The sequence below is a fragment of the Streptomyces sp. PSU-S4-23 genome (assembly GCF_055632315.1).
On sequence record NZ_JBVMUU010000002.1, the window covers coordinates 3,489,725 to 3,509,830 of the forward strand.

A 20,106-nucleotide genomic window follows, 5' to 3' on the forward strand; every position below is an offset into this window, starting at 1 on the left:
GCCGCGTGGCCCCGACGGAGGATTCGGACAACCGTGGACGCGCAAGGCCGTGGGCGGGCGGACAACATCGACCCCGCAGACCAGTGGGTACTCAACCCGAACACCGGCGAATACGAACTGCGACTGAGCCCTTCCGCTCCGCAGTCGACCGTGCCCAGACCGCGGCGCGGGGCGCCCGCCGGGGAGGCGCGGGGCCGCACGCGCACGACTCCCGCCCCCCGAGGGCCGGAGCCCGACGCCCTGCCGGGTCAGCGCCGCCGCCGGGGAGCACCGGACGAGCCGCCCGGGCGGCGCCGGGGCCGCACCAAGTCCAAGCAGGGCAGGGGGAAGAAGATCCTGCTGTGGAGCGGCGGCAGCATGGCGCTCATCCTGGTCGCCGTCACGGGCGCCGGTTATCTGTACCTCAAGCACCTCGAGGGCAACGTCACCACGACGGACGTCGGCGACGCCGCGAAGAAGGGCTTCAGCAAGGACGAGGCCTTCAACATCCTGATCATCGGTACCGACAAGCGCACCGGCAAGGGCAACTCCGGCTACGGTGACAAGGGCAGCGTGGGGCATGCCGACACCAACGTCCTGCTGCACGTGTCCAAGGACCGGACGAACGCGACCGCGCTGAGCATCCCGCGCGACCTGATCGTCGACGTCCCCGACTGCCCGACAAAGCAGCCCGACGGCACCACCAAGGTCATTCCCGGTACGCAGAACGTCCGCTTCAACACGAGTCTCGGCCAGGACGGCCGCGACCCCGGCTGCACGATGCGCACGGTCAAGGCGGTCACCGGCATCACTCCCGACCACTTCATGATGGCCGACTTCAACGCGGTGAAGACGCTGACCACGGCGGTGGGCGGCGTCGACGTCTGCGTAGGCAAGCCGATCAACGACAAGGAGTCGCACCTCAAGCTGCCCAAGGGCGAGTCCACGATCGAGGGCGAGCAGGCCCTCGCGTTCGTGCGCACCCGGCACAGCTTCGGCAACCAGGGCGACCTGGACCGGATCAAGGTGCAACAGCAGTTCCTCGGCGCGCTGGCCCGCAAGATGACCTCCAGCGACACACTCACGGACCCCGGCAAGCTGCTGGACCTGGCGGAGGCCGCCACCAAGGCGCTCACCGTCGACACCGGCATCGGCAAGGTGAGCACGCTCAAGGACGTCGCCCTGGAGCTGAAGAAGGTGCCGCCGAAGAACATCACCTTCGCCACGGTGCCGGTGGACGACAACCCCGCCGAGAAGATCAAGGCGACGGTCGTCCTCAGGGAGCCGTCTGCCAGGCAGCTCTTCCAGATGATCAACGAAGACGTCTCGCTGACCGAGGTCAAGCAGAAGAAGAAGCAGGAGAACGCCGCAGTGGCGGCCCGGCTCAAGGGATCCCGCTCGGCGGCCTCCGACGTCCGTGTCGACATCTACAACGGCGGCGCGCCGTCCGGCAGCGCACAGGAAACTCTTAACTGGCTGCAGAACAATGAGGGAGTTCTCAAGTCCAGCCAACTCGGTAACGCGACCGCAACCCTCGCCCGTACGACCCTCGAGTACTCTCCGGACCAGGCCGACCAGGCACGCAAACTGGCGGACATCATGGGGTTGCCCGCATCGGCGATGAAGCCGGGCAAGAGCGAGAAGAACGCCCAGGGTCTGCCTGCGATCGTGCTGACCCTCGGCCAGGACTTCAAGGGGGCCGGGGTCTCTTTGAGCGCGCCTGCCAAGGCGCCGGAGAACATCCAGAAGGCCACCGCGGACAAGCAAGTGTGCTCGACGTGATGACCTGACGACCGGTTTACGCGTCTTACTGGACGCGGACGCGCCCGGCGGGTGTGCGACCCGGCGGGCGCGCCGTGTCGGGAAGGGGACGCGCAGCACATCCGTTGGGGTGCCACGGGCGTCTCACCGTACGGCAAATGTTCCGGAAGAGCGCATCCTGGCGGACTCCGGAGCCATGGGACGGACCGGCGTGTGTCGGGCGCAGGGTGGGGAGGGCAGGGACTTGGTGCAGAGCAGTGTGCGTCGAAAGGGGGCGCGACCACGTGACCGGGACGCCGGTGAGCTGGGCTGGGACGACAGTCTGTACGAGCGCGGCGGCGACGCCGTTCAGGGCGGCGACGGTCCACCGTCCGCGCCGCACGGTCAAGGCCGGCGCGACGGCGAACCCCCGCGCCGCAGACGCCGTGTCCTGCGCTGGTCGGCGACGGTTCTGGCGGTCGTGATACTCGGCACCGCCGGTGCCGGATATCTCTACTACCAGCATCTGAACGACAACCTGAAGAAGGACGACCTCAACATCGGGGACGAGAAGGACCGTGCGGCCATGTCGAAGCCGAACGCCGCGGGCCAGACCCCCCTGAACATCCTCCTCCTCGGGTCGGACGCGCGTGACTCCGCGGAGAACCAGAAGCTCGGCGGCGCGAGGGACACGTTCGGGGCTCCGCCCCGCGCCGACGTCCAGATGCTGCTGCACGTCTCGGCGGACCGCACCAACATGTCGGTGGTCAGCATGCCGCGCGACACCCTGCTGCAGATCCCCAAGTGCACCGACCCGAAGACCGGGCGCGTCTACCCGTCCTCGACGCTGGCGATGACGAACGACTCGCTGGGCCGCGGCGGCCCCGGCTGCACGGTCGCCACCTGGGAGAAGCTCACCGACATCCACATCGACCACTTCATCATGGTCGACTTCGCGGGCGTGGTGTCGATGGCCGACGCGATCGGCGGCGTGCCGGTGTGCGTGGACAAGAACATCTACTCCCACACCGCCTCCGGCCACGGCTCGGGCCTGAAGCTGAAGGCGGGCACCACCTACGTCAAGGGCACGCAGGCCCTGCAGTGGCTGCGCACCCGCTATGGGTTCGAGGACGGCAGCGACATCGCCCGGACCAAGGCGCAGCACCAGTACATGGGCGCGCTGGTCCGCGAGTTGCGCGCCAACGCCACCCTGAGCAACCCGGACAAGCTGCGCAAGCTCGCGGAGACGGCCACCAGGGCGCTCACCGTGGACAAGGGGCTCGGCACGGTCGCCAAGCTCTACGACCTGAGCGGCGAGCTGAAGAAGGTGCCCGCCGACCGCATCACGATGACGACGATGCCGTACGTGTACTCCGGCGCCCGGGTGCGGCCCAAGCCGGTCGACGCGGAGCAGTTGTTCCGTCTGGTGCGCGAGGACATCCCGCTGGACGGCAAGGGCGAGAAGAAGAAGCCCGCGGCCGAGACAACGGTGGCGCCCACGGACACCGACGACAAGATCGCGGTGCAGGTGCAGAACGGCACCCGGACGTCCACGCTGGGACCGGTGAGCGGACGGGCGGGCACGGTGGCCCAGTTCCTCGTCGGCAAGGGTTTCACGCAGGCCAGGACCGACTCCTCGGCGGTGCTGGCCGAGGACAGGACGGTGGTCCGCTACCCCAGCGCCGACCTGAAGGGCGACGCCCAGCGGGTCGCCAAGGCCCTGGGCATCCCGGTGGGTTCGGTGAAGAAGTCGACGGACGTCTCCGGGGTCACCCTCGTCGTGGGCGCCGACTGGCGGTCGGGCACGGTCTACAAGGCACCCGCGGAGGACAACACGACGCCGTCGTCCGCGGACGCGCTCAACGGGGCGACGAAGAAGTGCATGACGGTGGACCCGAACTACACCTGGTGACCGCTCGTCTCGGGGCCCTGCCCGCCACGGAGGGGCCCCGACCGGGCACGGGGACCGTCAGCCGGAGACGACGACCGCCGGCCGCCGCGACGCGATGACCTTCTTCGCCAGTGCCCTCGGGCTGGTCAGGAACCCCCAGCCCCACGACATGTGCATGGTGGCGAGGGCGACGGGGATCTGCAGCCGCGCCGTCAGCGGCAGGCCCCTGCCCGCGGGGACGGAGCCGAGGACGATCGCCGCGAGATAGCCGCCGGGGACCACGAAGCCCCACGGGGTCAGCGCGGCGCCCGCCACGATGCCCGCGGCGATCGCGCAGACGGCGGCCGGCGGGGCGAGATAGCGCAGGTTGATGGAGCCCTCGTGGAAGCGGGCCACGACGTGCCGCCAACGCCCGTAGTCCTTGTACTGCTTGGCGAGCGCGCGCACCGAGGGGCGGGGGCGGTACGACACCCTCAGCTCCGGCGAGAACCAGATGAGGCCGCCCGCCTCGCGGATGCGGAAGTTGAGCTCCCAGTCCTGGGCGCGGATGAACTCCTCGTTGTAGCCGCCCTGCTGCTCCAGGGCCTCGCGCCGGAAGACACCGAGATAGACGGTCTCCGCCGGGCCGGCCCCACCGCCCGTGTGGAAGGCGGCGTTCCCGACGCCTATCTTCGAGGTCATGGCGGCGGCGACCGCGTGCTCCCAGTCGTTCTCGCCCTCGGCGTGCATGATGCCGCCGACGTTCTGCGCGCCGGTCTCCTCCAGGAGGCGTACGGCGGTCGCGATGTAGTTCGGCGAGAGCATGCCGTGGCCGTCGACGCGGACCACGACCGGGTGGCGGGACGCCTTGATGGCGGCGTTGAGCGCGGCGGGCGTGCGGCCGGTCGGGTTCGGGACGGTGTGCACGCGCACGCGGTGGTCGGATGCCGTCTCGCGGACCAGTTCCGCGGCGATCTCGTCCGTGCGGTCCGTGGACGGGCCGAGGGCGATCACGACCTCCATCTCGCCGCCGTACTCCTGGGCGAGGATCGCTTGGACGGCTCCGCGCAGGTGCCGCTCCTCGTTGAGGACGGGCATGATCACGGACACGGCGGGGAGCTGCACGTCGGGCTTCGCGTTCATAGGGGCCTCACGTTACCGCGAACGGGGGACACCGGTGCGCGCCGCCCGGGCGCCGCCCCGAGCCGCAGATCGTATGGGCCTACGGTGCTCACGGATCCCACGCCCAGCCCCGCGGAGGTGTCCCCCGTGCCCGCACCGACCCGCTCGCCCGCGCGCCGTCCGCCGGTCCGCCGCTCCCCCGGGCGGCCGCCGCGTGTCCCGCGGAAGAGGCCCGGCTGGGCCGTTCGGGCGGTCACCACGCTCTCCGTGGCCGTCCTCGCGTCGGCCGGCATCGGGCATGCCGTGATCACCAGCCTCGACGAGGGCATCGCCCGGGTCGATCCCTTCAAGGACATGAAGAACCGCCCCGCGGCCGGCCACGGCATGAACATCCTGCTGGTCGGCACCGACGGCCGTGACAGGATCGCGGACGCGCAGCGGCGGGCGTACCGCCTCGGCGGCACGGCCTGCCACTGCACCGACACGGTCATGATCGTGCACATCTCGGCGCACCGGGACCGGGCCACCGTCGTGAGCCTGCCGCGCGACTCGTACGCGCAGGCCCCGGCGCACACGGACCTGACCACCGGGCAGCGGCACGGCGCCCATCCGATCAAGCTGAACGCCGCGTACGCGGAGGGCGGCCCGAACCTGACGGTGCGCACGATCGAGAACATGACCCACCTCAAGATCGACCACTATCTGGAGGTCGACTTCGTCAGTTTCATGAAGACGGTGGACGTCCTCGGCGGCGTCCGGGTGTGCACCCCGCAGCCGATGAAGGACCCGTACACCGGGCTCGACCTGCCCGCGGGCACGCATGTGCTCAAGGGCGGGCAGGCACTGCAGTACGTGCGGTCCCGGCATGTCGACGGGGCCTCCGACCTGGGCCGGATGCAGCGGCAGCAGAGGTTCCTGGCGGCGCTCATCGACCGGGCGACGTCCTCGGGCATGCTGCTGAACCCGATCAGGTTCCGGGACGCGACACGGGCCGTGCTGGGCTCGGTGCGGGCGGACCGGGGCTTCGGCACGAACGAGCTGCTCGACCTGGGCCGGGCGATGCGGAACTTCTCGCCGCGCTCCTCGGAGTTCACCACCGTGCCGATCGCGCAGATGGGCTACCGGGGCGACGACCTCGGCTCGACCGTGAGGTGGGACGACGCGAAGGCCGGTGCGCTGTTCCAGGCGCTGCGCGACGACAGGCCGCTCACCCCGCCCCACCCGGAGAAGAGGGGCCCGGCGGCGACGCGGGTGGAGGTGCCCCCGCAGCAGATCCGGGTGCGGGTCGAGAACGGGACAGTCACGGAGGGGCTCGGCAAGCGCATGGACGACGCGCTCGCGGCCACCGGATTCCGGACGACCCGGCAGCCGGGGAACGCGGCGAACCGGGCGGTGCGGCGCACGGTCGTCGTCTACGACCCGCGCTGGGACCGTTCGGCGAAGGCTCTCGCCGCGGCCCTGCCGGGCAGCGAACTGCGCCCGGCACCGGGCCAGGGGCCGACGCTGAAGGTGATCGCGGGCGCGGACTTCAAGGAGGTGCGGCCGGTGAGGGCGGCGGACCCGAAGGGCCCGCAGGAGGTGGTGACCGGGGACCAGGTGGTGTGCCCGTAGGGCCAGGGCCCGCCACGGTGCCCTCGGCGCCTCGGTCCCGGCTCAGTCCTCGCGGCCCTCCGCCGTCCGCCTCTCCCGCAGCTCCATGATCGCGCGGCGCCGGGCGAGCCGGTGGGTGCGGCGGATCTGGGCCTCCTGGTAGCGGCGCTTGTCGCGCTCCGTCTCGGGTATGACCGGCGGCACCCGCCGGGGCTTTCCGTCGGCGTCGACCGCCGCGAAGACCAGGTACGCCGAGCCGACCTGGGTGGGTGGCGCCGACTCGTTCCAGCGTTCGGCCAGGACGCGGACGCCGATCTCCATCGAGGTGCGTCCGGTCCAGTTGACCTGGGCCTTCACATGGACGAGGTCGCCGACTCTGACCGGTTCCAGGAACGCCATCTCGTCCATGGAGGCGGTCACGGCCGGGCCGCCGGAGTGCCGGCCGGCCACGGCCCCCGCCGCGTCGTCGACGAGTTTCATGATCACGCCACCGTGCACCGTGCCCAGCAGGTTGGTGTCGTTGTGGCTCATGATGTGGCTGAGGGTGGTCCGGGACGCCGCGGTGGGCTTCCCGGGGAGATCACCCGTGGTTTCGCCCGGAAATGCGATGTCCGGGGCAGGGGCCTGGTCTGTCATGACGTCCACCTTATGCCGGGCCGTCATCGGGAGACTTTGTGTCAGCTTGGCAACAGCACTGACCCCGTTCTTCACCGGCCCTTGTAAGGCACACGGCCCCACCCGGCACACTGGGGCCCATGAACGAGTGGCCCGAGGGATCGTCCAACGACAGCCGCGGCAACAGCTACGGACGCGGCAGCACGAGTGCGCGGCCCGAGGGCGCCCGCGTGATGCGTCAGGTCCGGCGCGGGCCGGGCGGGCCCGGCGGCCCTCAGGGCGCGCCGCAGTACGGCGGGGTGCCGCAGCAGCCTGCGTACGGCGACCAGGGGTACGACGCCTACGACAGCGGCTACAACACGGGCCAGGTCTACGGCGGCGGCCGGCGCGGCGGGGGCTTCATACCCAACGACAACGATCCGGACCCTGAGCTGGAGCGCTACCGGCCGCAGCCGAACTGGCGCCGGCGGATCAAGTGGACCGCGATCACGCTGGTCACCGCGCTGGTGGTGACCTCGGTGGCCACGTACTTCTGGGCCGACTCCAAGCTCCACCGCGATGTCGACCTGTCCAAGGTGATCGACCGGCCCGCGTCCGGCAAGGGCACGAACTACCTGATCGTCGGGTCCGACAGCCGCGCGGGCATGTCCGCAGAGGACAAGAAGAAGTTGCACACCGGGTCCGCCGAGGGCAAGCGCACGGACACGATGATGATCCTGCACACCGGTGACAACGGCTCGACGCTGATCTCCCTGCCCCGTGACTCGGACGTGGAGATCCCGACCTTCAAGGGCTCCGAGTCCGGCAAGCTCTACCAGGGCACCGGCCGCCACACGAAGCTGAACGCGGCGTACGCGACGGACGGCCCCGAACTTCTGGTACGTACGGTCGAGTTCAACACCGGGCTGCACATCGACCACTACGCGGAGATCGGCTTCGGCGGCTTCGCGAAGATCGTGGACGCGGTCGGCGGTGTCGAGATCACGATCGACAAGGGCTTCAAGGACAAGTACTCGGGCGCCGACTTCCAGGCGGGCAAGCAGACGCTGAACGGCGAGCAGGCCCTGGCCTTCGTCCGCACCCGGCACGCCTTCGCCACGAGCGACCTGCAGCGTACGAAGAACCAGCAGAAGTTCCTGTCGGCGCTGGCCCACCAGGTGGCGACCCCGTCGACGGTCCTCAACCCCTTCAGGCTCTACCCGACGATGGGCGCGGGCCTGGACGCGCTGACGGTCGACAAGGACATGAGCCTGTGGGACCTGGCCGACATGTTCTGGTCGATGAAGGGCGTGTCCGGCGGCGACGGAACGTCGATGAACATGCCGATCTCCGGCTCGGCCGGCGGCAACCTGGTGTGGGACAAGGCCAAGGTCAAGACGCTGGTGAACGAGCTGAAGAACGACGAGAAGGTGACGGTGCCGGGCAACTGATCCCCGCGCCCGCCTCACCGTGGAGGGCCCCGCCGAACTGCTTCGGCGGGGCCCTTCACATGCGGGTCAGCAGGCGCAGAGGCAGAAGGGGTGCCCCGCCGGGTCCGCGTACACACGCCAGGTGCGCGAGTGGTCCTCCGTGTCCAGCGGCCTGGCGCCGAGCGCGAGGACGCCCTCCTCGGCCGCCTCCAGGTCGCTGACCGCGAGGTCCAGGTGCAACTGCTGCGAGGCGTCCGGGGCCGGCCACTTCGGCGGTACGTACCCGGGCGCGGCCTGGAAGGACAGCGACCCGCCGCCGGGCACCTTCAGGTCGGCCCAGTCACCGTCCCCCTCCACGGTGCCACCGAGCAGTTCGGCGTAGAAGCCCGCGAGCGCGCGCGGGTCGGGGCAGTCCAGGACGACGGCGCCCAGCTTGGCGAGAGCCATGACTTCCTCCTCGTGTGTCTGCGGATCCGTCTGCGAATCCGCGTTACCTGTAGCAGCGGCCAACGGGTAACCGTTACCGCATGCTTCCGCATAAGAGGTAACGTCGCAAGGGGAAATCCGAGAGGTAACGTCACGGGCATGAGGTCGCAGACATGAGTGACAGAGCCCCCGGTGGCCTCGCCCTGGTGGAGGCCCTGGTCAACACCCTCGACCTGGAGTCGGGCGCGGACCGCCTGGACACCCCCGAGGGACGCGCCGAGTTCGGCGTCGCGGAGCGCGACCTGGCCGAGGTGCGCGAGCTGCGGGAGTCACTGCGCGCCGTCTGCCTCGCCCACGCGGGCCACGCGCCGCACCGCGAGGTGACACCCCTGGGCCGGCTGCTCGCCCGGGCGCCGCTGCTGGTGACCGTCGACGAACACGACGGCTCGGCGGTCCTGGCGCCCGCCGACGGGGGCCCCCTGCGCTCCCGGGTCGCGGCGGCCGTCGCCGAGGCCCTGACCGCGGGCACCTGGCTGCGTCTCAAGGCCTGCGAACTGCCCGAGTGCCACTGGGCGTACTACGACCGCAGTCCGGCCGGGAAGCGGCGGTGGTGCTCGATGTCGGTGTGCGGGGCACGCGCGAAGATGCGCCGCTACCGCGCCAAGTAGGCCGGCGACCGCGTAGTTGGGCACTCCCCGGCCAAGGGCGACCGCGGTGGTGCAGAATGCAGCAAGACGCCGGTCCGGCCGACTGAGCCTCGGCCGGACCGGCGTCACCCGTCCTGCTACGCGGTGGGCCGGCCCATCGCCCGGTACGTCCACCCGGCCCGGCGCCACAGCTCCGGGTCGAGCGCGTTGCGGCCGTCGAGGATCACACGGGAGCCGACCGCCCTGCCCAGCACCGCCGGGTCCAGCTCGCGGAACTCACGCCACTCGGTGAGGTGCAGCACGGCATCGGCGCCGCGGACCGCTTCCGCGGCCGAGCGGGCGTACCCGAGCGTCGGGAAGACCCGCCGGGCGTTGTCCATGCCCTTGGGGTCGTAGACCGTGACCTGGCCGCCCTGGAGGTGGATCTGCCCGGCGACGTTCAGCGCGGGCGAGTCGCGTACGTCGTCGGAGTCGGGCTTGAACGTCGCGCCGAGCACCGCGACCCGCTTGCCGAGGAACGAGCCGCCGCCCAGCGCCTCGCGCGCCATCTCGACCATCTGGCCGCGCCGGCGCATGTTGATGGAGTCGATCTCGCGCAGGAAGGTCAGCGCCTGGTCGGCGCCCAGCTCGCCCGCGCGCGCCATGAAGGCGCGGATGTCCTTGGGCAGGCACCCGCCGCCGAACCCGATGCCGGCCCGCAGGAACTTCTTGCCGATCCGGTCGTCGTGGCCGATGGCCTCCGCCAGGAGGCCCACGTCGGCGCCCGCGGCCTCGCACACCTCCGCCATCGCGTTGATGAAGGAGATCTTGGTGGCGAGGAAGGAGTTCGCCGAGACCTTCACCAGCTCGGCGGTCGGGAAGTCGGTGACGATGAAGGGCGAACCCTCGGCGACCGGGGTCGTGTACACCTCGCGCAGCAGCTTCTCGGCCCGCTCGCTGCGCACGCCGACCACGATCCGGTCGGGGTGCAGCGTGTCCTGCACGGCGAAGCCCTCGCGCAGGAACTCGGGGTTCCAGGCCAGTTCGGCGTCCTCGCCGGCGGGCGCGTGCGCGGCGAGGTAGGCGGCCAGGCGGTCCGCGGAGCCGACGGGCACCGTCGACTTGCCGACGACCAGGGCGGGAGCGCGCAGATGCGGCGCCAGGGACGCGATCGCGGCGTCGACGTACGACATGTCGCACGCGTACTCGCCGTGCTTCTGCGGGGTGTTGACGCACACGAAGTGGATGTCGCCGAAGTCCGCCACCTCGGCCCAGTCCATGGTGAAGCGCAGCCGCCCGGTGGATCCCTCGATCCCCGTGACGTGCTTGCGCAGCAGTTCCCCGAGGCCGGGTTCGTACATCGGGACCTCGCCCCGCTGCAGCATCTCGATCTTCTCGGGAACGACGTCGAGCCCCAGCACCTCGAACCCCAGCTCGGCCATGGCCGCGGCGTGTGTCGCGCCGAGATAGCCGGTGCCGATCACGGTGATCTTGAGGCTCATGGGTGCTCCAGAGATATGCGGCGAATCCGAGCCGAGCATAGCCGGGTGCTTCGGCGGGCACGTTTCCCGCTGTCGCCAAGCTCACGTATCACTCGCGTGGGCGTACCCCTAAAATTTGGGTTACTTAACGGTAATTAGCGTCGGCACCACTGTGTCTTTGGAGCGTGAGAGACCTTGGCCGGATCGGCTGACTTCGACCTGTACCGCCCGTCCGAGGAGCACGACATGCTCCGCGACGCCATCCGCTCGCTGGCAGAGGCGAAGATCGCGCCGCACGCCGCCGCGGTGGACGAGGAGGCACGGTTCCCGCAGGAAGCGCTCGACGCCCTCGTCGCCAGCGACCTGCACGCGGTCCACGTGCCCGAGGAGTACGGCGGCGCGGGCGCCGACGCGCTCGCCACGGTCATCGTGATCGAGGAGGTGGCGCGCGTGTGCGTGTCCTCCTCCCTGATCCCCGCGGTGAACAAGCTCGGGTCGCTGCCCGTGATGCTCTCCGGCTCCGAGGAGCTGAAGAAGAAGTACCTGGGCCCGCTGGCCAAGGGCGACGCGATGTTCTCGTACTGCCTCTCGGAGCCGGAGGCGGGCTCCGACGCGGCCGGGATGAAGACGCGGGCGGTACGCGACGGCGACCACTGGGTCCTCAACGGCGTGAAGCGCTGGATCACCAACGCGGGCGTCTCCGAGTACTACACGGTCATGGCGGTGACCGACCCCGAGAAGCGCTCCAAGGGCATATCCGCGTTCGTCGTCGAGAAGTCGGACGAGGGCCTCTCCTTCGGCGCCCCGGAGAAGAAGCTCGGCATCAAGGGCTCCCCCACCCGCGAGGTCTACTTCGACAACGTGCGCATCCCGGCCGACCGCATGATCGGCGAGGAGGGCACCGGCTTCGCCACGGCGATGGCGACCCTCGACCACACCCGCATCACCATCGCCGCCCAGGCCCTAGGCGTCGCCCAGGGCGCGTTCGACTACGCCAAGAACTACGTCCGGGAGCGCAAGCAGTTCGGCAAGCCGATCGGCGACTTCCAGGGCATCCAGTTCATGCTCGCCGACATGGCCATGAAGATCGAGGCGGCCCGGCAGCTGACGTACGCGGCGGCCGCCAAGTCCGAGCGGGGCGACGCCGACCTGACCTTCCAGGGCGCCGCGGCCAAGTGCTTCGCGTCGGACGTGGCGATGGAGGTCACCACGGACGCCGTCCAGCTGCTCGGCGGCTACGGCTACACCCGCGACTACCCGGTCGAGCGCATGATGCGTGACGCGAAGATCACCCAGATCTACGAGGGCACGAACCAGGTCCAGCGGATCGTGATGGCGCGCAACCTGCCGTAGGACACGGCACGTCGCCGCCCCGCGCGGCGCTCGGGGGCACCCTGCGGGGTGCCCCCTTTCCGTGTCAGCCGTCCAGCTGCTCCAGCGTCGCGTTCGACGGCCCCCGCTGCTCCTGGAGGTCGCGGGCCACGTCCTCGGCGGCGCCCAGCACCCGTACCGCGTTCTGCCAGGTCAGCTTGGCCAGATCGGCCTGCGACCAGCCGCGGTCGAGGAGTTCGGCCATCAGGTTCGGGTAGCCGGAGACGTCGCCCAGGCCGTCCGGGGTGAAGGCCGTGCCGTCGTAGTCGCCGCCGATGCCCAGGTGGTCGACGCCCGCGACCTCGCGCATGTGGTCCAGGTGGTCGGCGACCGTCGCGGCCGTGGCGACCGGGCGCGGATGCCGCTCCTCGAAGGCGCGGTGCTCCTTCATCGCCTCGGCCGTCATGTCGAGGGGGTGGAAGCCGTGCGCGCGCATGTTCTCGTCCGCCTCGGCCGTCCACTCGACCGCGGCCTGGAGCACGAACTTGGGCACGAACGTCACCATCGCCACACCGCCGTTCGCGGGCAGGCGCTCCAGCACGTCGTCGGGGATGTTGCGCGGGTGGTCGCACACCGCCCGGGAGGAGGAGTGGGAGAAGATCACCGGGGCGGCCGTGGTGTCGAGGGCGTCCCGCATCGTCGTCGCCGCCACGTGCGAGAGGTCGACGAGCATGCCGAGGCGGTTCATCTCGCGGACGACCTCGCGCCCGAAGGCGGTCAGGCCCCCGGCCCGCGGCTCGTCGGTCGCCGAGTCCGCCCACGCCACGTTGTCGTTGTGGGTGAGCGTCAGGTAGCGCACGCCCAGCTCGAACAGCCCCCGCAGCGTGCCGAGGGAGTTCGCGATGGAGTGGCCGCCCTCGGCGCCCATCAGCGAGGCTATGCGCCCGCCCGCCCGCGCCGCCTCCATGTCGGCGGCGCTCAGGGCGCGTTGCAGGTCCTCCGGGTACCGTGCGATCAGCCGGCCCACGCAGTCGATCTGTTCGAGCGTCCCGGCCACCGGATCGGGCAGGTCGCAGGGCACGTACACGGACCAGAACTGCGCACCGACCCCGCCCTCGCGCAGCCGCGGCAGGTCGGTGTGCAGGTGCGCGTTCTGACGGGTGGCGATGTCGCGGGCGTCGAGGTCGTAGCGGACCTGCTCGCGCAGCGCCCAGGGCAGGTCGTTGTGCCCGTCGACGACCGGGAACTCCCGCAGCAGCAGCCGCGCCTGGTCCAGCGAGGTCATCGCGGTCACTTCCCCGAGCCGAACCCGAAGCCCGCCGATCCGTCGACCTTGGAGCGCAGACGCTTGCCCTTCTCGGTGGCCTGGTCGTTGAGTTCCTGCTGGAACTCCCGCATCCGGCCGAGGAGCTCCTCGTCGTGCGCGGCCAGGATGCGCGCCGCGAGCAGACCGGCGTTGCGGGCGCCGCCCACCGAGACCGTGGCCACCGGCACCCCGGCCGGCATCTGCACGATCGACAGGAGCGAGTCCATGCCGTCCAGGTACTTCAGCGGGACGGGGACGCCGATCACCGGCAGCGGGGTCACCGAGGCCAGCATGCCGGGCAGGTGCGCGGCACCGCCCGCGCCGGCGATGATCACCTTCAGGCCGCGGTCCGCGGCCTGCTCGCCGTACGCGATCATCTCGCGCGGCATGCGGTGCGCGGAGACGACGTCGACCTCATACGGGATCTCGAACTCGTCGAGGGCCTGGGCGGCCGCCTCCATGACGGGCCAGTCGGAGTCCGACCCCATGACGATGCCTGCAACGGGACTCATTCGGTGATGGTGCCTCTCAGGTAGCCGGCAGCGTGACGCGCGCGCTCCAGCACGTCGTCGAGGTCGTCGCCGTAGGTGTTGACGTGGCCGACCTTGCGGCCGGGCTTCACGTCCTTGCCGTACATGTGGATCTTCAGCCGCGGGTCGCGGGCCATGCAGTGCAGGTACGCGGAGTACATGTCCGGGTAGTCGCCGCCGAGGACGTTCACCATGACCGTCCACGGGGTCCGCGGGCGGGGGTCGCCGAGCGGCAGGTCGAGGACCGCCCGTACGTGGTTGGCGAACTGCGAGGTGATCGCGCCGTCCTGGGTCCAGTGGCCCGAGTTGTGCGGGCGCATCGCCAGCTCGTTGACGAGGACGCGTCCGTCGCGGGTCTGGAACAGCTCGACGGCGAGGTGGCCGACCACACCGAGCTCCTTGGCGATCGTCAGGGCCAGCTGCTCGGCGCGCATCGCCAGGTCCGCGTCCAGGTCCGGGGCCGGGGCGATGACGGTGTCGCACACCCCGTTCACCTGCCGCGACTCGACCACGGGGTAGGCCACCGCCTGGCCGTGCGGGGACCGTACGACGTTGGCGGCCAGCTCCCGCACGAAGTCGACCTTCTCCTCGGCGATGACCGGGACGCCGGCGCGGAACGGCTCGGCGGCCTCCTCGACCGACCCGACGACCCACACGCCCTTGCCGTCGTAGCCGCCGCGGACCGTCTTCAGGACGACCGGGAAGCCGTCACCCTCGGTGGCGAACGCGGCGACGTCCCCGGGGTCGCTCACGATCCGGTGGCGCGGGCACGGCACCCCGATCGCATCGAGCCTGGCCCGCATCACGCCCTTGTCCTGGGCGTGCACGAGCGCGTCCGGGCCGGGGCGCACGGGGATGCCGTCCGCCTCCAGGGCCCGCAGGTGCTCGGTGGGCACGTGCTCGTGGTCGAAGGTGATCACGTCGCAGCCCTGCGCGAAGGCACGCAGCGTGTCCAGGTCGCGGTAGTCGCCGACGACGACGTCGCTGACGACCTGGGCCGCGGAGTCCTGCGGGGTGTCACTGAGAAGCTTGAACCTGATGCCGAGCGGGATGCCCGCCTCGTGTGTCATACGAGCGAGCTGCCCCCCGCCGACCATGCCGACTACCGGGAACGTCACGCACCTAGGGTATCGGCCGCGCCGGGGTGGCCGGTTTCCACGCCTGTGGCCGTCTTCCTCCCGTCTCGGCGGCATCGTTCTTTCCGTCCTCATGAACGCTCCACGGGCGGCGGTCACAGCCGCTGGTTAGCATGGCGTGGTTGACGGAACCGCTCGGCGCGCCCTGCCGACCGGACGATGCGACGGACCGACCCGACCGACCCGACGGGGGCTGGCGACACGATGGGCAGTGGTTCCACGGGCCTGCAGGACAAGCCCCGCGGCGGGGTGCGCCGGCAGCTCGACCAGCTGGTGCGCGAGATCGCCAAGTTCGGCGCGGTCGGCGGCCTCGGCACGCTGGTGAACTTCGCGGTCTCCAATCTCCTGTGGCACACCACGAACCTGCAGGCGGTACGCGCCAACGTGATCGCGACGGTGGTCGCCATCGCCTTCAACTACGTGGGCTTCCGTTACTTCACGTACCGGGACCGCGACAAGAGCGGCAGGACGAGGGAGCTCACGCTCTTCCTGGCGTTCAGCGCGGTGGGACTCGTGATCGAGAACGGCGTGCTCTACACCGCCATCTACGGATTCGGCTGGGACAGCTCGCTGCAGCGCAATCTCTTCAAGGTCTTCGGCATCGGCCTGGGAACACTGTTCCGTTTCTGGTCGTACCGCTCGTGGGTCTTCCGGACACTGCCGGCCCGCGAGGCGGTGGTGGGCGCGGAGTCGATACTCCAGGAGGCGACCCGGCGCCGTCGCGACCAGCGCGTCCACCGCTGATCCGGCCGCCCACCCGGTCGGCTCCCCTTCCCCTACCTGACCGTCTGCTGCGTTCCCTCCCTCGCCGGGGGTGCCTTCAGCGGTGTACGCGACAGGAACAGGCCGAAGACCGCGGGCTTGGCCTGGAGCATCTCCAGCCGTCCGCCGTCCGCCTCCGCCAGATCGCGGGCGACCGCCAGGCCGATGCCCGTCGAGTTGCGGCCGCTGATGGTGCGCTCGAAGATCCGGGAGCCCAGCTGCGGCGGCACCCCCGGGCCCTCGTCGGTGACCTCCACGACCGCCTGGTTGCCGGTGACACGGGTGCGCAGGGCGACCGTGCCCCCACCGTGCATCAGCGAGTTCTCGATCAACGCGGCCAGCACCTGGGCGACCGCGCCGGGGGTGCCCACGGCCCGCAGATGCCGTTTGCCGGAGCTGACGATCGCACGGCCCACGCTGCGGTAGGCCGGACGCCACTCGGCGAGCTGCTGCTGGATGACCTCGTCCAGGTCGAAGGAGACCGCCGAGCCGGTGCGCGGGTCGCGGGCGTTGGTCAGCAGCCGCTCGACGACGTCGGTGAGCCGCTCCACCTGCGCCAGCGCGATGGTCGCCTCCTCCTTCACGGTCTCCAGGTCGTCGGTGAGGGCGATCTCCTCCAGGCGCATGGACAGCGCGGTCAGGGGCGTCCGCAACTGGTGGGAGGCGTCGGCGGCGAGGCGGCGCTCGGCGGTCAGCATGCGCGCGATCCGCTCCGCCGAGGCGTCGAGGACGTCGGCGACCCGGTCCAGCTCCGGGACCCCGTACCGCTTGTGGCGCGGCCGCGGGTCGCCGGAGCCGAGGCGCTCGGCGGTCTCGGCGAGGTCCGTGAGCGGGGAGGCCAGACGGTTGGCCTGGCGCACGGCGAGCAGGATCGCGGCGATGATCGCCAGCAGCGCCACCAGGGCGATGATCATCAGCGTGCGGCCGACCTCGCGGGTGACGGCGGAGCGCGGCTCCTCGACCCGGACCGTCTCGCCCTCCTCCCCCTGGGCCGTGGAGTGGATGACGTCGCCGACGGGCTTGGCGCCGACCTGGATGGGGGCCTGGCCGGGGATGGTGATCACCGCGTACTTGTCGCCGGTGATCTGGCCCTCCAGGAGCGCGGGAGAGACCTTCTGGGCGCCGAGGAGGCGGCTGTCCACGATGCTGGCGAGCCGCAGCGCCTCCGAGTCGACACGCTCCTGCGCGCTGTTGCTGATCGTCCGGGTCTCGACGATCACCAGGGAGACCCCGAAGACGGCGATCACCACGAGAACGACGGCGAGGGTGGACTGGATGAGACGACGGCGCACGGGGCCCTCCGGGCGATGGCTGGACAAGGACCAGTGTGCCCCGGACGGGCCGGCACCCCGGGACGGGGAGCGCGCCCGCCGGGGATCCGGCCGAGCCCGGCGGAGTGCCTAGCTCTTCTCGAAGCGGAAGCCCACGCCCCGCACCGTCGCGATGTACCGCGGGTTCGCCGCGTCGTCCCCCAGCTTCTTGCGGAGCCAGGAGATGTGCATGTCCAGCGTCTTCGTGGACGACCACCAGGTCGTGTCCCAGACCTCGCGCATCAGCTGGTCGCGCGTGACGACCCGGCCCGCGTCCCGGACCAGGACCCGCAGCAGGTCGAACTCCTTCGCGGTGAGCTGCAGCTCCTCGTCCCCCATCCACGCCCGGTGCGACTCGACATCGATGCGCACCCCGTGCGTGGCCGGCGGCTGGGCCGGCTCGGTGGCGCCGCGCCGCAGCAGCGCCCGGACGCGGGCGAGCAGCTCGGCCAGCCGGAACGGCTTGGTGACGTAGTCGTCGGCGCCCGCGTCAAGGCCCACGACGGTGTCCACCTCGTCGGCGCGCGCGGTCAGGATGAGAATCGGAACCGTGTGGCCCTCGGCGCGCAGCCTGCGGGCCACCTCCAGACCGTCCATGCCGGGCAGCCCCAGGTCCAGCACGACGAGGTCCACGCCGCCCTGCATCCCGGCGTCGAGCGCAGTGGGTCCGTCCTCGCGCACTTCGACCTCGTAACCCTCCCGGCGCAGGGCGCGGGCCAGCGGCTCCGAGATGGACGCGTCGTCCTCGGCGAGCAGTACACGGGTCATGGGGTGATGGTAGTCCGCCCGTGAAGGGAGCATGAGCGTGATCGCAGGTGTGAGCGACGCTCGGGCGCTCTTACCTTCGGCTGCCACGCTACGGCGACGGCATCGCCGGCCGCCGGGGGGACGGATACCTGCGTCTAAGGGGTGCCATACGGGTGAACACCTTCGAATGAGTGCCTATGGTGGCGGATTCACCCGTGATGCTTGTCTCAAGTCCTTCCATATCCGGTGGTGTCCTGGCGTATCGTCATCGAAACGCCTGTAGCACCATCGGGGACCTTTGGCGGGTACGTGACGCTGAAGGTCTCTTTTGTGTGCGGGCCGGCCACCGCCGGCCCCGAAAGGAATGACCTGTGCCGGGCCTCTACACGCGCCAACGCGCGCAGAGGCGTGGATCCCGGTGGTCGCCGTCCACCGCTCCGAGACCCGGAGCGGACACCCCGTGGGCGTAGGGGGGACGACCGATTCCGCCGGTTCCGGCCGCCCCCACCGGGCGCGCCACGCTCACGCAGCGCGTCCCGACCAGCAAGGAACGACCATGGCGTCCAGCCTGACGAAGGACTCGGTCCGCCCGGGCACCCCCGGTTCCGAGAAGACCTTCTTCGGCCACCCCCGCGGACTGGCCACCCTCTTCATGACCGAGATGTGGGAGCGGTTCTCCTACTACGGCATGAAGGCCCTGCTCCCGCTGTACCTGGTGGCCCCCGGTGGCCTGCACCTGAGCGCGGCCACGGCGACCGCGATCTACTCGGTGTACCTGTCGCTCGTGTACCTGCTCGCCCTGCCGGGCGGCTGGTTCGCCGACCGCGTCCTCGGCCCCCGCAGGACCGTCGCCGTCGCGGGCCTGGTCATCATGCTCGGCCACCTCACGCTGGCCCTGCCGGCCTCCGGCACCTTCTTCGCCGGGCTCGGCCTGGTCGCGATCGGCTCGGGCCTGCTGAAGGCCAACATCTCGACGATGGTCGGCCACCTCTACGACGGCCCGCACGACCCGCGCCGCGACGGTGGCTTCACGCTCTTCTACATCGGCATCAACCTGGGCGCCTTCGCCGCGCCGCTGGTGATCGGCACCGTCGGTGAGAACGTCGACTGGCACCTGGGCTTCGCGCTCGCCGCGCTCGGCATGGCGCTCGGCCTCGGCCAGTACCTGCTGGGCGGCCGCCACCTGAGCGAGCGCTCGAAGGACGTCCCGACGCCGCTGAGCGCCGCGGAGAAGTCCGCCACCCTGCGCAAGTCGGCCCTGTGGGCGGCCGTCGCGGTCGTCTTCTACGCGGTCGTCGGCTTCTCCGGCGTCTACACCCTGAACTGGCTGCTGGTCCCGATCACCCTCGCCGGTCTGGTCATCCCGGTCCTGGTCATCGCCCGGATCAAGCGGGACAAGGAGCTGGACCACGCCGAGCAGTCCCGGATGACCGCGTACATCTGGTTCTTCGTGGCCGCCGCCGTGTTCTGGATGATCTACGACCAGGGTGGTTCGACCCTCTCGCTCTTCGCCGAGTCGTCGGCCAGGAACACGGTCTTCGGCTGGAACTTCCCGGTCTCCTGGTACCAGTCGGTCAACCCCGTCATGATCATGGCGCTGGCCCCGGTGTTCGCCTGGATGTGGCTGGCGCTGAACCGGCGCGGCAGGGAGCCGGGCACGGCGGTGAAGTTCGCCTCGGGCCTGATCCTGATCGGTGCCTCCTTCTTCCTGTTCCTCGCCCCGCTGGCCATCTCGGGCGGCGGGCACAAGGCCGCCGCGATGTGGCTGGTCGCGATCTACTTCGTACAGACCGTCGGGGAGCTGACGCTCTCCCCGGTCGGCCTCTCCGTGACGACGAAGATGGCGCCGGCGAGGTACGCCTCCCAGATGATGGGTGTCTGGTTCCTGGCCGTCACCGCCGGTGACGCCACCACCGGTCTGCTCTCCATCGCGGGCGTCGACCTCGACAAGACGGCCGTCGTGGCCCTGGAGGCCGCGCTCGCCGCGCTCGCCGGGTTCGCGGTGTGGATGTACCGCGGCAAGGTCAGGCAGCTGATGGGCGACGTCCACTAGCGCCTGGCCCGCAGGACGCACCGGCGACGGGGGACCGCATCGTGATGCGGTCCCCCGTCGAGCGTTCGCCGGCGCCGGGACGTCCCGCCCGGC

The 20,106-nt window shown here is 70.7% G+C and carries 17 protein-coding genes; 8 read left to right on the plus strand and 9 right to left on the minus strand.

Annotated elements, in window-relative coordinates; genetic code table 11:
* The first annotated feature begins 33 nt into the window (after positions 1-33).
* Together ACZ79I_RS16010 and ACZ79I_RS16015 are read left to right on the plus strand one after the other, a co-directional pair.
* Positions 34-1,761 carry an LCP family protein gene (locus tag ACZ79I_RS16010; RefSeq protein WP_471498049.1) on the plus strand — a complete coding sequence of 576 codons (1,728 nt, stop codon included), beginning with the start codon at positions 34-36 and terminating at the stop codon, positions 1,759-1,761.
* 175 nt (positions 1,762-1,936) lie between these two features.
* Positions 1,937-3,631: an LCP family protein gene (locus tag ACZ79I_RS16015; RefSeq protein WP_471498050.1), complete on the plus strand. Its 1,695-nt coding sequence runs from the start codon at positions 1,937-1,939 to the stop codon at positions 3,629-3,631.
* Positions 3,632-3,688: 57 nt separating this feature from the next.
* On the opposite strand, the gene ACZ79I_RS16020 is transcribed toward ACZ79I_RS16015, so the two are convergent.
* Positions 3,689-4,732: a glycosyltransferase family 2 protein gene (locus tag ACZ79I_RS16020; RefSeq protein ID WP_471498051.1), complete on the minus strand. Its 1,044-nt coding sequence runs from the start codon at positions 4,730-4,732 to the stop codon at positions 3,689-3,691.
* A gap of 126 nt (positions 4,733-4,858) precedes the next feature.
* Between ACZ79I_RS16020 and ACZ79I_RS16025 the strand changes: the two genes are divergently transcribed.
* Positions 4,859-6,322: an LCP family protein gene (locus ACZ79I_RS16025; protein ID WP_471498053.1), complete on the plus strand. Its 1,464-nt coding sequence runs from the start codon at positions 4,859-4,861 to the stop codon at positions 6,320-6,322.
* A gap of 42 nt (positions 6,323-6,364) precedes the next feature.
* Here ACZ79I_RS16025 and ACZ79I_RS16030 read toward each other — a convergent pair whose 3' ends face one another.
* Positions 6,365-6,937, minus strand: coding sequence for an acyl-CoA thioesterase (locus ACZ79I_RS16030; RefSeq protein WP_471498054.1), 573 nt, complete (start codon positions 6,935-6,937; stop codon positions 6,365-6,367).
* Between the two features lie 119 nt (positions 6,938-7,056).
* Here ACZ79I_RS16030 and ACZ79I_RS16035 point away from each other — a divergent pair, with 119 nt between their 5' ends.
* Complete coding sequence (locus tag ACZ79I_RS16035; RefSeq protein ID WP_471498056.1) at positions 7,057-8,346, plus strand: LCP family protein; 1,290 nt, start codon at positions 7,057-7,059, stop codon at positions 8,344-8,346.
* A gap of 66 nt (positions 8,347-8,412) precedes the next feature.
* Here the strand turns inward: ACZ79I_RS16035 and ACZ79I_RS16040 are convergent, their stop codons facing one another.
* Positions 8,413-8,772: a VOC family protein gene (locus ACZ79I_RS16040; protein ID WP_471498057.1), complete on the minus strand. Its 360-nt coding sequence runs from the start codon at positions 8,770-8,772 to the stop codon at positions 8,413-8,415.
* 152 nt (positions 8,773-8,924) lie between these two features.
* Here ACZ79I_RS16040 and ACZ79I_RS16045 point away from each other — a divergent pair, with 152 nt between their 5' ends.
* Entirely contained in the window at positions 8,925-9,419 is a 495-nt protein-coding gene (locus ACZ79I_RS16045) for a CGNR zinc finger domain-containing protein (protein WP_471498058.1), read from the plus strand.
* A 116-nt stretch (positions 9,420-9,535) separates the two neighbouring features.
* Here the strand turns inward: ACZ79I_RS16045 and ACZ79I_RS16050 are convergent, their stop codons facing one another.
* Positions 9,536-10,879: a UDP-glucose dehydrogenase family protein gene (locus tag ACZ79I_RS16050; protein WP_471498060.1), complete on the minus strand. Its 1,344-nt coding sequence runs from the start codon at positions 10,877-10,879 to the stop codon at positions 9,536-9,538.
* A gap of 174 nt (positions 10,880-11,053) precedes the next feature.
* Between ACZ79I_RS16050 and ACZ79I_RS16055 the strand changes: the two genes are divergently transcribed.
* Positions 11,054-12,211, plus strand: a complete 1,158-nt coding sequence (locus ACZ79I_RS16055) for an acyl-CoA dehydrogenase (protein WP_471498061.1) — start codon at positions 11,054-11,056, stop codon at positions 12,209-12,211.
* Between the two features lie 64 nt (positions 12,212-12,275).
* Here the strand turns inward: ACZ79I_RS16055 and ACZ79I_RS16060 are convergent, their stop codons facing one another.
* Genes ACZ79I_RS16060 through ACZ79I_RS16070 form a run of 3 tightly spaced genes read right to left on the minus strand, consistent with a single transcriptional unit; the run spans position 12,276 to position 15,123 of the window.
* Entirely contained in the window at positions 12,276-13,454 is a 1,179-nt protein-coding gene (locus ACZ79I_RS16060; protein WP_471498062.1) for a dipeptidase, read from the minus strand.
* Between the two features lie 5 nt (positions 13,455-13,459).
* On the minus strand, positions 13,460-13,987 hold the full coding sequence (purE, locus tag ACZ79I_RS16065; protein ID WP_471498064.1) for a 5-(carboxyamino)imidazole ribonucleotide mutase: 528 nt from the start codon (positions 13,985-13,987) through the stop codon (positions 13,460-13,462).
* The gene (locus tag ACZ79I_RS16070) at positions 13,984-15,123 is read right to left on the minus strand and encodes a 5-(carboxyamino)imidazole ribonucleotide synthase (protein WP_471498065.1); all 1,140 of its coding nucleotides are present in this window, start codon (positions 15,121-15,123) and stop codon (positions 13,984-13,986) included. Before ACZ79I_RS16070 ends, purE begins: the two co-directional genes overlap by 4 nt.
* 222 nt (positions 15,124-15,345) lie before the next feature.
* Between ACZ79I_RS16070 and ACZ79I_RS16075 the strand changes: the two genes are divergently transcribed.
* Positions 15,346-15,885, plus strand: a complete 540-nt coding sequence (locus ACZ79I_RS16075; protein WP_471504989.1) for a GtrA family protein — start codon at positions 15,346-15,348, stop codon at positions 15,883-15,885.
* A gap of 32 nt (positions 15,886-15,917) precedes the next feature.
* On the opposite strand, the gene ACZ79I_RS16080 is transcribed toward ACZ79I_RS16075, so the two are convergent.
* The gene (locus tag ACZ79I_RS16080) at positions 15,918-17,195 is read right to left on the minus strand and encodes an ATP-binding protein (RefSeq protein WP_471498067.1); all 1,278 of its coding nucleotides are present in this window, start codon (positions 17,193-17,195) and stop codon (positions 15,918-15,920) included.
* Positions 17,196-17,303: 108 nt separating this feature from the next.
* A complete protein-coding gene (locus tag ACZ79I_RS16085) occupies positions 17,304-17,981 on the minus strand; it encodes a response regulator transcription factor (protein ID WP_381080100.1) in 678 nt (225 codons plus the stop codon).
* A 535-nt stretch (positions 17,982-18,516) separates the two neighbouring features.
* Between ACZ79I_RS16085 and ACZ79I_RS16090 the strand changes: the two genes are divergently transcribed.
* Positions 18,517-20,013: an oligopeptide:H+ symporter gene (locus ACZ79I_RS16090; RefSeq protein ID WP_471498068.1), complete on the plus strand. Its 1,497-nt coding sequence runs from the start codon at positions 18,517-18,519 to the stop codon at positions 20,011-20,013.
* The last annotated feature ends 93 nt before the right edge of the window (positions 20,014-20,106 follow it).

Excerpts from the sequence above, each read along its gene's own strand:
- ACZ79I_RS16015 (WP_471498050.1), top strand. The coding sequence starts at position 1,937 with ATGGGACGGACCGGCGTGTGTCGGGCGCAGGGTGGGGAGGGCAGGGAC.
- ACZ79I_RS16020 (WP_471498051.1), bottom strand. The coding sequence starts at position 4,732 with ATGAACGCGAAGCCCGACGTGCAGCTCCCCGCCGTGTCCGTGATCATG.
- ACZ79I_RS16030 (WP_471498054.1), bottom strand. The coding sequence starts at position 6,937 with ATGACAGACCAGGCCCCTGCCCCGGACATCGCATTTCCGGGCGAAACC.
- ACZ79I_RS16035 (WP_471498056.1), top strand. The coding sequence starts at position 7,057 with ATGAACGAGTGGCCCGAGGGATCGTCCAACGACAGCCGCGGCAACAGC.
- ACZ79I_RS16040 (WP_471498057.1), bottom strand. The coding sequence starts at position 8,772 with ATGGCTCTCGCCAAGCTGGGCGCCGTCGTCCTGGACTGCCCCGACCCG.
- ACZ79I_RS16045 (WP_471498058.1), top strand. The coding sequence starts at position 8,925 with ATGAGTGACAGAGCCCCCGGTGGCCTCGCCCTGGTGGAGGCCCTGGTC.
- ACZ79I_RS16050 (WP_471498060.1), bottom strand. The coding sequence starts at position 10,879 with ATGAGCCTCAAGATCACCGTGATCGGCACCGGCTATCTCGGCGCGACA.
- ACZ79I_RS16060 (WP_471498062.1), bottom strand. The coding sequence starts at position 13,454 with ATGACCTCGCTGGACCAGGCGCGGCTGCTGCTGCGGGAGTTCCCGGTC.
- purE (WP_471498064.1), bottom strand. The coding sequence starts at position 13,987 with ATGAGTCCCGTTGCAGGCATCGTCATGGGGTCGGACTCCGACTGGCCC.
- ACZ79I_RS16075 (WP_471504989.1), top strand. The coding sequence starts at position 15,346 with ATGGGCAGTGGTTCCACGGGCCTGCAGGACAAGCCCCGCGGCGGGGTG.
- ACZ79I_RS16085 (WP_381080100.1), bottom strand. The coding sequence starts at position 17,981 with ATGACCCGTGTACTGCTCGCCGAGGACGACGCGTCCATCTCGGAGCCG.
- ACZ79I_RS16090 (WP_471498068.1), top strand. The coding sequence starts at position 18,517 with ATGGCGTCCAGCCTGACGAAGGACTCGGTCCGCCCGGGCACCCCCGGT.